We start from the raw sequence: 12795 nt of genomic DNA, 5'->3' as shown, positions 1-12795 counted from the left end.
ATGTGAGATGAATTGGTGCCCCCCGCCGGACTCGAACCGGCACGTCTTGCGACGGAGGATTTTGAGTCCTCTGCGTCTACCATTCCGCCAGAGGGGCACGCGGATTGGTCTCTAACCCAGCGCGCGTTTTCCTGCAACAGGGTCTTGCTTCTAGAGCACCAGTCGGGCCAGAAAAACCGCGAGCACGCCCGATGCCATGGCGGCAAAGAGATTGCGGCTGACCACAAACACCAGCCCCGTGACCGCCGCGGCGATGACTTCGGCGGCACTACCCGTGACCAGAGCCGGGGCAACCAGCGAGGCCAGCACGGCGCCGGGAATGTGGCGCAGCCACGAGGCGGCAAAGCCTTCGCGCGGCAGGCGATTGGCCAGCAGAAGGCCGCCGGCCTTGACCGCAAAGGTCACCAGCGCCATGCCGAAAATGGCGAGCAGGGCTTCCGGACTAGTGAGCATGGCGCAGCCTTTCTGCGATGGCGCCGGCCAGACTGCCGACAATGCCGCCGATCAGAATGTACCAGCTGCCTTCGATATATTTGGCCGAGACGATGGCGACCAGCGCGGCCACGATCCACGGCACCAGATCACCCTTGCCCTTCCACATGCCCAAAAGCAGGGCGAGGAAAGTCGCGGTGAAGGCAAAATCGAGGCCGTATTTGGTGGGGTCATCGATAGCTGAACCCAGCACGTGGCCGGTGACGGTGGTGGCCATCCAGACGCAATAGGCCAGCACGCCGCCGCCAAGCAGGAAGCCGATGGTGCCGCGCCCCTTGGACATCTCGCCGACGGTCATGGCCCAGGTTTCGTCCGAGACAATGCCCATCATCAGCGCGCCCTTGAGCTGCTGGTCGGGGCGGAATAGCGGTCGTAGCGTCGCCGTCAGCAGCAGGTAGCGCAGGTTGACGATGAGGGCGGCAAGGATCAGCGGCCCGATGGGCAGGCTGGACGGCGTCGCGGTCCACAGATCGAGCGCCACAAACTGTGCCGAACCGGCAAACACCAGCCCGCTCATCAGGATGACTTCGAAGAGGCTCAGCCCTGCGCCGCGCGCCAGCACACCCCAGACCACGCCATAGGCGGCGACCGAAATGCAGACCGGAATACAGGCGCGGGCGCCAGCATAAAACTGATCGGAGAAACGATAGGAGGCGGGCGCGAGAGTGCTCATGCCCGATCAATAGCCTCAGATCGGAAAACTTGCATCGGGAATTCAGGCGAGGCCCATGACAAGTGCTGATGGCGGGTATTTGTTGGGGTGATGGGCTATGGCCTTTCGCTAAGTCCGTGATCGAGCAGGCAGGGGGTATCTCCCTGCCTACGCGATGGCGGCGTGATCACCCCCACCCTTGATCCCTCCCCGCAGGGGGGAGGGTGTCGACTGATGCTATGGCTGCCCCTCCTAACCAAGTCAGATTGACGCACCTCGGGCTCAGGCGTAGAGGTTCGGGCGTGTCATTTCCATGCCTCCCGCGCCCGTCCAGCCGGCATTCCAAATCTGGTGTGTAAACAGGTCCCGCAGCGCGCCGGTCGCTTCCGATCACACGCTGCCTTTCGGGTCCTGTGATGTGATGCGTGTTTGGTCGATGTATCTTGGAATGTTCACATGCCTCCCCAGCCTAGTCCGCTCTGGCGCCGCTTCTCCCTGTTTCTCGTGCCGCTTATGGCATCCAATATTCTGCAGGCGCTTTCGGGCACCGTGAACTCGATCTATGTCGGGCAGATGATTGGCGTCGAAGCGCTGGCCGCGACCGCGACCTTCTTCCCGATCATGTTCTTCCTGATGAGCTTTATCATCGGGCTGTCGGCGGGTTCGACGGTGCTGATCGGGCAGGCCTGGGGCGCCCGCAATGTCGATAAGGTCAAAAAGGTCGCCGGCACGACGCTGGCCGCGACCATCGTGCTGGGCCTTATCGTTGCTGTGGTCGGCGGCATCTGGACCGAACAGATCCTGACCGTGCTGGGCGCGCCAGAGAACATCCGCGCCATGTCGGTGGGCTATGCCCGCATCGTGCTAATCGGCATGCCGGGCTTTTTCATTTTCCTTGTCGTCACCTCCGTCCTGCGCGGCGTCGGCGATACGGTGACGCCACTGTTCTCGCTGATCCTCTCCATGGTGGTCAGCCTGCTGGTGACGCCTGCGCTGATCCAGGGATGGTTCGGCCTGCCGCAACTGGGCGTCAATGCTGCCGCCTATGCGTTTATCGCCGGCTTCCTCAGTGTTCTCACGTTCCTCTTTTTCTATATGCGCGCCCGCAAGATGCCGCTGGCGCCCGACCGGGTTCTGCTGGGCGCCATGCTGCGGCCGGACTTCCAGCTGCTGGGCCTCATCCTCAAGCTGGGCGTACCGGCAGGTCTGCAAATGGTGATCTCGTCGATTTCCGGCATTGTCATTGTCGGGCTGGTCAACGGCTTTGGCTCCAACGCCACCGCCGCCTATGGCGCCCTCGGACAGGTGATGAGCTATGTCCAGTTCCCGGCCATGTCGATCGGCATTGCCGCCTCGATCTTTGGCGCACAGGCGATCGGCGCCGGTCAGGTTGGCCAGCTCGGCGCCATTACCCGTACCGCGCTGACGCTGAACCTGATCATCACCGGCGGCCTGGTGCTGCTGGCCTACCTGTTCAGCGAGCATCTGGTGGCGCTGTTCATCACCGATCCGGCCGTGGTTCAGCTCACCGAAACGCTGCTGCATGTGGTGCTGTGGAGCATGATCTGCTTTGGCTGGAGCGTTGTGTTCTCGGGCATGATGCGTGCCAGCGGCACGGTCTATGCACCCATGGTGCTGTCGCTGGCCTGTATCCTTCTGATCGAACTGCCCGGCGCAGTGATGCTGAGCAAGACGAGCCTTGGCCTCACCGGCATCTGGATCGCCTATGCCACCAGCTTCACCATGATGCTCGTGTTGCAGGCCAGCTGGTATCAGTTCGTCTGGAAGAAAAAGAAGATCGTTGCGCTGATCTGATCTTCACCTCGCCCACCCACCGCGCTGCCCTCGGACTTGATCCGAGGGCCACTGCCAACAGGTGCCAGACCAAGAGAGGTCCTCGGATCAAGTCCGAGGACAGCATGGTGTTTGCTGGGGGAGTGGTGGCCTATCCCCCAAATCTTCGTTCCAACCAGCGGACGGCAAAATCGACGACCGCCGGGGCGTCCACCAGAACGCTTGGGGCATGGCCGATCAGTCCGCGGCGGCCTTGGCCGGTGGTGAGGAAATCTTCGACCACCTCTTCGAAATAGTCGTCATCCAGCCCGTCGACCACCGGCTCGCCGGTGTTGAACTCCTCAAACCAGCGCCAGACCGTTTGGCCGTCGACAAGGATCGGCGCTTCATAGCGCAGGACGCGTTTATCGGGAATATCGGCCAGATGCTCGGCATGATGCAGCAGCGTCATGGTGTCGAGCGGCGCGCCCAGCATCAGCGTCTTGCCATGAGCGGCGACCAGTTTGCCAAAGGGCGATTGCGGCCCGTAGCCATAGTCGAGCGCATGGTCGGCGGTGAACCACTCCGCCCGCTCGCCCAAGGCGGCGCAGGAGGCACCGGGGCTGGCGCTGCGGCGGGCGCCGGGCGTGGTGCGCAGCAGTTCGGGAAAGGCGCCATTGTCGCGAATGGCACGCGAGGTGCGCGGATCAAATGGCGGGGTTTCGGCGCGCAGTTCAGGCGCCGAGGCGTCGACCTGCCAGTCGCAATAGCCAAGGATCGTGCCCTGACTGCCGACCACATCGCCCAGTGCGCCGATCAGCACATCGGGGCCGCCCAGAATTGGGCCTACCGCGCGCAAGCCGGCATGGACCAGCACCGCATCGCCTCGCTCAAGGCCCAGCGCTGAAAGGTGCCCGGCCAACTGAGATCGTGTCCAGAGCGACACGAGCCTAGCCCTGCGCGTAGGCGACCTTGCGCGGCTCGGCGGCAGCGGCCACCGCGTGCTCGCGCGCATCGTAGATGGCGCGAGCTTCGATGATGGAAGTGTGGTTTTCGGCGGACCAGTCCCACAGCTTGCTGATCGGACCGTCGAGCGTCTTGCCCATTTCGGTCAGGCCATATTCAACGCGCGGCGGCACTTCTGGATAGATGGTCCGCGTGACCAGACCATCGCGTTCCAGATTGCGCAAAGTCAGCGTCAGCATGCGCTGCGACACGCCGTTGATCATGCGCTTGAGCTCGTTGAAACGCAGCGTGCCATTGCGGCCCAGCATGCCCACCACCATCACGCTCCACTTGTCGCCGATGCGGTTGAGCACATCGGACATGGCGGTGCAGTTAGAAGATTTCGAGGTATCGTGCAGGGACATGGCGCGGCTTTCAGCGTGTAACTCAGGCACAAATATAGCCACAGTTCCTTTCTGTGCCTAGGGGGCTGAAGTGTATCGCCGTTCCGAGGCCTCAGGCCTTCCTGTGCTCGGCGCCATAAAGGCCGATGTAAAAGTTCAGATTGTCGTCGCGCAGGCCCAGCGTTTCCATCACGGCGCCCATGAAACTCACCGGCGCCGAACCGGGCGCGGTGACGATCTTGCCGGCGACCACCGCATCGGGCTGGTCACGATAAAGCGCCGCGCCCTTATACCCGGTTGGCGTCAGGTTCTCCGCCGAGTTGGAGGTGTGGGCGACGTCGTCGAGCAGCCCGGCCCTGGCCAGCGCCAGTGTCCCGTCGCAAACGCCGGCCACGGTCTTGCCCGCATCGCGTGCGGCAATCAGCACCTTGGACACATCGGGAGCGTCGGGCTTGCTCCAGGCATTGCCGCCATTGACCAGCAGAACGTCGATGGCGTTGACGTCAATGTCTTCCACCGCCAGATCGGGCGTGACGTTGAGCCCGCCCGCCGAAATCACCGGCTTGCCGCCCGGCGTCGCGAAACGGGTCTCGATCCCATAGTAGGAGCGCGCGGCTGCGTTGATCAGAGCGGTTTCCCAATCGGCATAGTCGTGGGTAAGGATGGTAACGAAGGTGGTCATTTTGTCTTTTCTCGCGTGTTGAGGCTCAATCTGTGACCCGGACGCGACAGATCCTGTCAGCAGAGTTCAAAAACCTGTCACCTGTCCCCCGTTGCATTGAGATGCCACAATCGCCCTGATAAGAGGGGCGCAATCCCGATAGTCTTGCCGGAGCAGTCCGATTTTGTTGTTTGTCCGCCGTCTTGTCCTCGTCATTGTTTTGGCATTGCTGAGCCTTGCGCCTGCCCGCGCCAATCCGATGCTGCTGGTCGATATGGACAGCTTCGAAGTGCTCTACGCACAGGATGCCGGCCAGCCCTGGCACCCCGCATCGCTGACCAAAATGATGACCGCCTATGTGACCTTCGAGCAGATCGCGCTCGGCAAGGTGACGCTCGACACCCCGGTGATCATCTCGCGCAAGGCCTTCAACGAGGCGCCGTCAAAGTCCGGCCTGCCGGTCGGCAGCGCGCTGACCATGAAGGACGCGCTCTATGTCATGCTGGTCAAATCGGCCAATGACGTCTCCATCGCCATTGCCGAAACCGTGGCCGGCGATGAGGCCAGCTTTGTCGCGATGATGAATGACGTATCGGCGCGCATGGGCCTGACGGCGACGCACTATACCAATGCCAACGGCCTGCATGACCCCAAGCAGTTCACCTCGGCCCGAGACCAGGCGATCCTGGCGCTCTATATCCGCCAGAATTTCCCGCAATACATGCCGATCTTTGGCACCAGCGCGGTGATCCTCAACGGCAAGAAGCTGGAATCGGAAAACAAGCTGCTGGCCGGATTTGCCGGCACCACCGGCATGAAGACCGGTTTCGTCTGTGCCTCGGGTCTCAATCTCGTCGCCACCGTCGAGCGCAATGGCCGCCGCTTCATGGCCGTGATCATGGGCGGCTCATCGGGTCGCGATCGCAATGAGCGCGCCGCCGAACTGGTGCTGCGCGGCCTCTCGGGTGACGCAAGGCCAACCGGCCAGACCGTGTTGTCGCTTGCCAACAATCCAAGCGCCGCGCCAATCGACATGCGCCCGCTGATCTGTGGCAAGGACGCCAAGACCTATGTCGCGGCGCAGGAAGCAGCTTTCCCGATGGGCCTCAAGGGCCAACCGAGCTACCTGACCGACACCGTCGCGGCCAATTCCTATGTCGCGACCGATCTGGGTCGTCTCGCCGTCGGCGTCAGCCTGCCGCGCCCGCGCCCACCGCACAACCCGACCTTCCCAGCTTCGACCGCAGAAGCGGCAGTTGCCGTCGACCTGCGCCCCGGCCTGCCCGTTGCGGCGACCGCTGGAACTGTCCCATTCCCGCGACCGCGCCCGAGTTTTTAACCCTCTGCGCTAACCCTGCCCTGCCACATCGTGTGCTGACCAACGCTTGCGATCCCGCGTCCGCACGATCCCGATTATCCCGCAATTCTAGGCATATTTGCCTGTTTTGGGCCGTCCCGCGCATTTGTGATCGGCAGCCATGCATACGGACATGGCGTTAACCTTGTTCCTTACCGCGGTGTTAATTTCTTCGGACGCATTTTGCAGGAAATTCGATCTATTCCTTAATTGCAGACGAGGACTACCATGAAGCGTTTCGGCATCATGCTCTCCGCCATCCTTTTGGCCTCCACTGGCGCGCAGGCGGCCGACCTCGGCTGGAACAGCGGCGCGAGCCCGATCTATTCCCCCACCTCGGCCGCAAACTGGTCAGGCTTTTACGCAGGCGTGAACGCCGGCTACGGCTGGGGCACGCTGACGCGTGAACCATCCGCTGGCGGCCCAAAGCACGAAAACAATAGCGGCGGCTTCAGCCTCGGCGGTCAGGTTGGCTACAACCTCGATCTCGGCGGCTTCGTGCTCGGCACCGAAGCGGACCTGCAGTGGGCCAATATCGGCTATAGCGAAGACATCGCCAATGTCGGTTCGTTCAAGTCGGGCATCGACTTCTACGGCACCATCCGTGGCCGTGCCGGCTTCGCCTTTGGTCAGGTCATGCCCTATGTCACCGGTGGTTTTGCCGCTGGCCGTGGCACTTCGAGCGTCACCTCGGGCAATGTGACCACTTCGGAATCGGCCAACCATATGGGCTGGACCGTCGGCGCGGGTCTTGAGGCCCAGGCCACCGAAAACATCAGCTTCAAGGCCGAATATCTCTATGTCGACCTCGGCACCCAGACCTATGCCGGCCCACTCGGCGGCCTCAATGGCATCGACGCGACCCACCGCTTCAGCGTCGTTCGCGCTGGCCTGAACTATAAGTTCTAGGCTTAGCGTCACACCGATCAACCTCCACGGCCTCGCTTGCAGCATCAAGCGGGGCCGTAATTGACTTGGCCGATTAAAGGATCTCAACTGCGGCAGATTTTCAGCCATTGAGGACCTTCGCATGGGCAAGACGGGCGCGATCCGCACGGGAACGGCCGGTTGGGTATTTGAACCCTGGCGCGGCAGCTTTTATCCCGATGGCCTCGTGCAGAAAAAAGAGCTGGCCTATGCCAGTTCGCGCCTCGGCAGCATCGAAATCAACGCCACCTTCCGCGCCAACCAGAAGCCGGAAAGCTTTGCCAAATGGGCCGGCGAAGCGCGCGACGGCTTCGTGTTCTCGATCAAGGGCCCGCAACTGGTGACCCACATCAAGCGGCTCAAGAATTGCGAAATCGAGCTCGCCAATTTCTTTGCCTCGGGTCCGCTGGCATTGGGCGCAAAGCTCGGACCCTTCGTCTGGCAACTGCCGCCCAATGTCAGCTATGACCGTGACGTGCTTGCGAGCTTCCTCGCCCTGCTGCCCAAGACCACGTCCGAATACGTGGCGCTCGCCGGCAAGTCCGATGCGCGGCTGAAGTCGGCGCCCTATCTCGACGTGGCCGGGGTCAGCGTCATTCGGCACGCGATCGAACTGCGCAATGCCAGCTTCGACAATCCTGAAGTCGCGGCCCTGCTTGCCGAGCACAATGTGGCCCGCGTCATCGCCGATACCGCCGAAAATCCATCGCGCGAACTGACCGCCGATTTCGCCTATTGCCGCCTGCAGGGCCCCGCTCACGGTGATGGGCAAGGCTATCAGACCGGCGACATTGCCGACTGGGCCAAAACGGTCAAAGGCTGGGCGGATGGCGGCAAGGACGTCTTTGCCTACTTCGTGCACGAGGACAAATTGCACGCGCCAGACAATGCCATTGCCCTGCGGCAGGCGGCTGGCATCACCTTGGCGGGTGATTGATCACAGCCTGTTTAAGCGCTGGAATTTGCCGCAATCGCGGTCTATCCACATCCGAACTGCAGCGTCATCTGAAAGTCCAAACCATGGCCGCATCGATTTTCCAGCCGCTCGACAAGAAGTCGGCAGGCCTCGCTTTTGTCCTGGGCCTCGCCACCATTCTGGGCGCACTGGGCTCACAATATATTGGCCGACTGGTGCCGTGCGAACTGTGCCTCGAACAGCGGCTGTCTTATTATTACGGCCTGCCGATCCTGCTCGCGATCCTGGTACTATGGAACCGTCTGCCATTGGCTGTATGGTATGTGGCCATGGCCATCGTCATCGCCATTTTCGTCTGGGGCGCCTATATGGGCGGCTACCACGCGGGCGTCGAATGGGGCTTCTGGCCCGGCCCAACCGCCTGCACTGGCGTCGGCGAGATGATGGACTTCAATGCGCTCAGCAACCTGACCCCGGTCATCGGCTGCGACGTCGTGCAGTTCCGTTTCCTCGGCATTTCACTCGCCGGCTACAACGCACTGATCTCGGTTGCCATCGTGGTTCTGTTGGGCATTTCGATCTGGGCCCAAACGCGCCGGGGCAAGCGGGTTTAGTGGTCGTCGAGCACCGACTTCAGATCCATAGAAGATGATAGAATACGTACGACACGGATCACGTCATCTTCGACACGGTAGATGATGGCGTACCGGCCGTGAGTCCGCCGACGAAATTCGCGCTTCTCAAAGCCGGGAATAAGCGCAAAACGCAGCGGGCCGTCCCCAAGGCCCCTGCAGGACGCTTGCAACTCATCGACAAAACTGAAGGCTCGTTCAGGGTTATCGGCAGCGATATACAAGGCGATATTCAGAAGGTCGCGCTCTGCGACGCCTGAAATCTGCACTCGCATCACGAAGCTTTCTTTGCAGCCGCAACTTTCGCAATAGCTTCTCGAACTCGGTCGAAAACCTCATCAGCCGGGTACACCCTGCCGGCGGCGATATCATCCTCGCCTTCTTGAATTAGGGCAGACAATTCCTTGAACCGCGCCTCGCGCTCCTGCACGAGCCGTACGCCTTCGCGCAGCACTTCGCTTTTGGAGTTGTAGCGGCCGTTTTCGACGAGGTCGGCCACGACCTTTTCGAGATTTTCGCCCAGTTCCGCGCTGATGGCCATTGCTGCCTCCACGATCTAGTGCCACCAATAATAGTTATTGGACGCGAAAGCTGCAAGGATCACGGCTCCAGTTCGATATCCCAGTAGAGGTAATCGAGCCAACTCTGATGCAGATGGTTGGGCGGGAAGGCCCGGCCATTATTGTGCAGGTCATGCACCGTCGGGTGATACGGTGCCTGATGCGGGAACATGCGGATTTCGCTGGGCATCCGGTTGGCCTTGCGCAGATTGCATGGCGCACAGGCAGCCACGACATTATCCCAGGTCGTCAGCCCGCCCTTGGAGCGCGGAATGACGTGATCGAAGGTCAGATCATCCTTGGCGCCGCAGTATTGGCACTGGAAGTGATCGCGCAGGAAGACGTTAAAGCGGGTGAACGCCGGATGGCGCGCGGGCTTAACATAATCCTTGAGCGACACGACGCTGGGCAGCCGCATTTCGAAGCTGGGCGAGTGGATGACCGTGTCGTAGAGACTGACGATATTGACCCGATCGAGACACACCGCCTTGATCGCGTCCTGCCACGACCAGAGCGATAACGGGTAATAGCTGAGCGGCCGAAAATCGGCGTTCAACACAAGCGCGGGACAGGCCTCAGGCGACACGTGGATGGTCACTAGAGTCTCCCGGATCGGGAATCGAGTAAGTCCATAGCCCCCTTATACTAGGCCCTTTGTGTCAGGGCTGTGAAGCGGGGGCGTAAGGCTTATTTATGTGAAATTCGCGTGATGAACTCAGAGGCAAAAGCCAGCCCGTCCGGCGCAATACCGTGCCCGACACCGGGGCTGACGTGGTAGCTGACATCGTAGCCAGCCAGCCGCAGTGCCACATCGGCATCGGCACTGAGTTCGGGATCGACCACCCCGTCCATATCGCCATGCACGAGGCAGACCGGGCTCTTGGCCATCAGCGTTTCGCCAAACCCTTCGGGCGGCACGAAAGCGCCGGAAAAAGCGATAATGCCCATCAGCGGCGTTTCGAGCGACAGTCCCACATGCAGCGCCATCATGGCGCCCTGGCTGAAGCCGACCAGAATGGTGTTGTCCGGCGTGATGCCGCTCTGGCTCCAGAGGTCGTTGAGAAATTCGACCAGCACGGGCCGCGCGTTGACGACGCCGATCTGGCGGCTAGCCAGCCGGTCGCCCTCAAAAGCAATGTCGAACCACTGATAGCCCGATGCCATTTGGCGGCACTGCTCGGGCGCATTAGGCGAAATAAACACTGCGTCGGGCAGCAGACCCTGCCAGTGCGGCGCAAGGCCGATCAGATCATTGCCATCGCTGCCATAGCCATGCAGCAGCACAACGGCCTGTTTGGGTGCGCCACCGGAAACCGGTGGCAACATGGGGCCGGAGAGTTTAATCGACACTTGAGCTGGACCTCAGCAGATTTCTGAACTGCCTTGGGGCTAGCACACTTGTTGGCGCAACGCCAAAGAAAGGCCCGGGATGGAGGTCGTTCCCGGGCCAAGTTAAGTCAGAAATGGTAATTGAGGCTGGCCTTGATCTGGTGAATGCCGCCGCCAAAGGTCGAGCCACCACCGCCACCGAGCAGCCCGCCAATGCCGGGCGAGGGCGCCGACAGATCGGGCAGTGCGACATAGGCATATTCAGCCCCGATCGAGACATTGTCGGCGATCATGGTTTCGGCACCAAAGCCGAAAGTCGTACCGACCAGAACCTGTGACGCATTCGAGCTGCCGGGAACATCAATGCCGGGGGCGATACCGATCACATTGTTGGGGTCTTCGACGATCAGACGTGACGTGGCATCGACGGATGCATCAGCCAGCACAACACCGCCCTTGAGAGTGAAAAGCCAGCTGCCATGGGCCAGGCCTAAGCGTCCGACCAGACTGCTATACCAATTGATATCATACTGCGTCCGCTCCGAAGAATTGAGTGAAACGGAGTTGCCGCCGCCCGCAAAGCTCACTGATAGATCGGAGCTATTGGTTTGCCCCAGCTGTCCGAGGCCGACATTGCCCTCGACGCCGAAGACGATGTTGTTGTGCTGATAATTGTAGCCGGCGGTTGCCCCGCCGAAGATACCATCAATACGGCCAGTGGACGACGCAAGCGAACCGTCTAGCGCAGTGCCGCCAATTGTGATGCTCGCCGGACCAATGGAACTACCCGACGAGCTGTCGCTATCAAGACCATAGCCGCCAAAAATGCCGGCATAAAAGCCGGTCCAGTCGGTCGTTTCCTGCGCCACAGCGCTCCCGCCCAACGCCAGCACGCTCACCAACCCACCCGCCAGACCCAAATTCTTCAGTCGCACAGCCATTCTCCCGATTTGCTTGGGGAGCAGGTTCGGGCAAGCGTGCAATGGGCACATCATTCATTTGATGGAGAGGAGATGGATGGAATGGCCGATTGTGGTTTGGGAGCCACACCGGACACGACGGCTAGGGCACTGGATAGCCGCTGATGCCTTTGAGCAGTGCGATCAGCTGCCCCTGCTGGCTGGTACCCGTCTTGCGGAAAATCTGCGCCAGATGGGTGCGTACGGTGGAGACCGCGACGCCGCGCTGGGTGGCGATGTCCTTGATGGCTTGACCAGAGGACAGATCGGTAGCAATGCCTGCTTCGGCGGGAGAAAGGTCGAACAAGCCCCGCAAAACGGCGTCGGAGGGCGTGTTACCCTCAACAGAATATCCGGTTACGGCGACCAAAGCGGCACCCCGGTCAAACACATCGCTGGCCGAGCGGTGCAGGGGAATGACATGGACGACGATAGCTCTTTCGCCGTCATAAAGTTGCATAGGGATGGAGCGTGTTTGCGGTGCAAAACCCTGATCACCCCCGGGAATTGCCGCCTGTAGCAGCCGGTTGGCCTGCCGGTCACGCGCCATCAGGCGCCCGAAAGCTGCAGGCCGCAGCACATCACCCAGTTGCTCGAACAGCGTATTTGTCGTGATGACCACGCCAGACGGCAGGATCACGGCGGCGGGAACACCCATCGCATCCATCGCATCGACACTGGCCTGTGCGCGCTCGAGCTTAAGGCGCGCCGCCATCAGGCTGGCGCGGGCAAGATGCGGTCGCAAATCGTTAAACAGCGCCACATCCTCGGGTGAAAATCGGGCCATGCCCAACATGCGTTCGAAGGTGAACAACACCGTCTCACCGCCCGGCATCAACACTGCAGACCCGATTTGCCAGCTTATGCCCAGGCTTTCCATATGCTGCTGCGACTTGTCGAGCCGACGTTCTTCTTCGGTCGAGAACTCGCTGACTTCAAGAAAACCGGAATAATTCTTGCGTTGAATTCTATGCAGTCGCGAATTATCATACCAGCCCGGTGACTGTGCGAAGGCCTCCAGCGTATCAGTTACATTTTCGGTGGCCGAATAGAGTGGGGGCAGCCGACGGTCGACGATTAACATCGCACCAGACGAAGAACTGCTGAGGTCGGTAATTTCGGCGAGCGCCTTCGGCCACATCTCGGGCACAAAAGCGGCTTCGTAAATTCTATCGACAACGCTCACGC

The 12795-nt window shown here is 61.0% G+C and carries 16 protein-coding genes and 1 tRNA gene; 5 read left to right on the top strand and 12 right to left on the bottom strand.

Annotated features, from left to right (window positions below; genetic code table 11):
* Positions 1–13 precede the first annotated feature (13 nt).
* The 3 genes from ABIE28_RS20760 to ABIE28_RS20750 form a co-directional block, all read right to left on the bottom strand.
* Positions 14–97 (bottom strand) — tRNA-Leu (locus ABIE28_RS20760).
* 53 nt (positions 98–150) lie between these two features.
* Positions 151–453: an AzlD family protein gene (locus ABIE28_RS20755; protein ID WP_354066302.1), complete on the bottom strand. Its 303-nt coding sequence runs from the start codon at positions 451–453 to the stop codon at positions 151–153.
* On the bottom strand, positions 443–1165 hold the full coding sequence (locus ABIE28_RS20750) for an AzlC family ABC transporter permease (protein WP_354066301.1): 723 nt from the start codon (positions 1163–1165) through the stop codon (positions 443–445). Before ABIE28_RS20750 ends, ABIE28_RS20755 begins: the two co-directional genes overlap by 11 nt.
* 435 nt (positions 1166–1600) lie before the next feature.
* Between ABIE28_RS20750 and ABIE28_RS20745 the strand changes: the two genes are divergently transcribed.
* Positions 1601–2959 (top strand): MATE family efflux transporter, encoded by a 1359-nt coding sequence (locus ABIE28_RS20745; RefSeq protein WP_354066300.1) that lies wholly within the window; start codon positions 1601–1603, stop codon positions 2957–2959.
* 130 nt (positions 2960–3089) lie between these two features.
* Here ABIE28_RS20745 and aac(3) read toward each other — a convergent pair whose 3' ends face one another.
* From aac(3) to ABIE28_RS20730, 3 genes are all read right to left on the bottom strand, one after another.
* A complete protein-coding gene (aac(3), locus tag ABIE28_RS20740) occupies positions 3090–3863 on the bottom strand; it encodes an aminoglycoside 3-N-acetyltransferase (protein ID WP_354066299.1) in 774 nt (257 codons plus the stop codon).
* 4 nt (positions 3864–3867) lie between these two features.
* Positions 3868–4287 (bottom strand): winged helix-turn-helix transcriptional regulator, encoded by a 420-nt coding sequence (locus tag ABIE28_RS20735; protein ID WP_354066298.1) that lies wholly within the window; start codon positions 4285–4287, stop codon positions 3868–3870.
* A 91-nt stretch (positions 4288–4378) separates the two neighbouring features.
* Positions 4379–4948 (bottom strand): DJ-1/PfpI family protein, encoded by a 570-nt coding sequence (locus ABIE28_RS20730; RefSeq protein ID WP_354066297.1) that lies wholly within the window; start codon positions 4946–4948, stop codon positions 4379–4381.
* 163 nt (positions 4949–5111) lie between these two features.
* Here ABIE28_RS20730 and ABIE28_RS20725 point away from each other — a divergent pair, with 163 nt between their 5' ends.
* The 4 genes from ABIE28_RS20725 (at position 5112) to ABIE28_RS20710 (ending at position 8741) form a co-directional block, all read left to right on the top strand.
* Entirely contained in the window at positions 5112–6266 is a 1155-nt protein-coding gene (locus ABIE28_RS20725; protein ID WP_354066296.1) for a D-alanyl-D-alanine carboxypeptidase family protein, read from the top strand.
* 246 nt (positions 6267–6512) lie between these two features.
* A complete protein-coding gene (locus ABIE28_RS20720; RefSeq protein ID WP_354066295.1) occupies positions 6513–7193 on the top strand; it encodes an outer membrane protein in 681 nt (226 codons plus the stop codon).
* Positions 7194–7314: 121 nt separating this feature from the next.
* Positions 7315–8148: a DUF72 domain-containing protein gene (locus tag ABIE28_RS20715; RefSeq protein ID WP_354066294.1), complete on the top strand. Its 834-nt coding sequence runs from the start codon at positions 7315–7317 to the stop codon at positions 8146–8148.
* A gap of 83 nt (positions 8149–8231) precedes the next feature.
* Positions 8232–8741 carry a disulfide bond formation protein B gene (locus ABIE28_RS20710; protein ID WP_354066293.1) on the top strand — a complete coding sequence of 170 codons (510 nt, stop codon included), beginning with the start codon at positions 8232–8234 and terminating at the stop codon, positions 8739–8741.
* Here ABIE28_RS20710 and ABIE28_RS20705 read toward each other — a convergent pair.
* The 6 genes from ABIE28_RS20705 to ABIE28_RS20680 form a co-directional block, all read right to left on the bottom strand.
* Positions 8738–9034, bottom strand: coding sequence for a type II toxin-antitoxin system RelE/ParE family toxin (locus tag ABIE28_RS20705; protein WP_354066292.1), 297 nt, complete (start codon positions 9032–9034; stop codon positions 8738–8740). The two genes, ABIE28_RS20710 and ABIE28_RS20705, sit on opposite strands and share 4 nt — an antisense overlap.
* Positions 9034–9300 carry a type II toxin-antitoxin system ParD family antitoxin gene (locus ABIE28_RS20700; RefSeq protein WP_354066291.1) on the bottom strand — a complete coding sequence of 89 codons (267 nt, stop codon included), beginning with the start codon at positions 9298–9300 and terminating at the stop codon, positions 9034–9036. Before ABIE28_RS20700 ends, ABIE28_RS20705 begins: the two co-directional genes overlap by 1 nt.
* A gap of 59 nt (positions 9301–9359) precedes the next feature.
* Entirely contained in the window at positions 9360–9917 is a 558-nt protein-coding gene (locus ABIE28_RS20695; protein ID WP_354066290.1) for an HNH endonuclease, read from the bottom strand.
* An 89-nt stretch (positions 9918–10006) separates the two neighbouring features.
* Positions 10007–10669: an alpha/beta hydrolase gene (locus ABIE28_RS20690; RefSeq protein WP_354066289.1), complete on the bottom strand. Its 663-nt coding sequence runs from the start codon at positions 10667–10669 to the stop codon at positions 10007–10009.
* Positions 10670–10776: 107 nt separating this feature from the next.
* Complete coding sequence (locus tag ABIE28_RS20685; RefSeq protein WP_354066288.1) at positions 10777–11583, bottom strand: outer membrane protein; 807 nt, start codon at positions 11581–11583, stop codon at positions 10777–10779.
* Between the two features lie 127 nt (positions 11584–11710).
* Positions 11711–12793: a helix-turn-helix transcriptional regulator gene (locus ABIE28_RS20680; RefSeq protein WP_354066287.1), complete on the bottom strand. Its 1083-nt coding sequence runs from the start codon at positions 12791–12793 to the stop codon at positions 11711–11713.
* Between the last annotated feature and the right edge of the window lie 2 nt (positions 12794–12795).

Source organism: Devosia sp. 2618 (genome assembly GCF_040546815.1).
In the GTDB taxonomy this organism is placed as follows: Bacteria; Pseudomonadota; Alphaproteobacteria; order Rhizobiales; family Devosiaceae; genus Devosia.
This window is presented reverse-complemented; position numbering and strand designations above follow the sequence as displayed.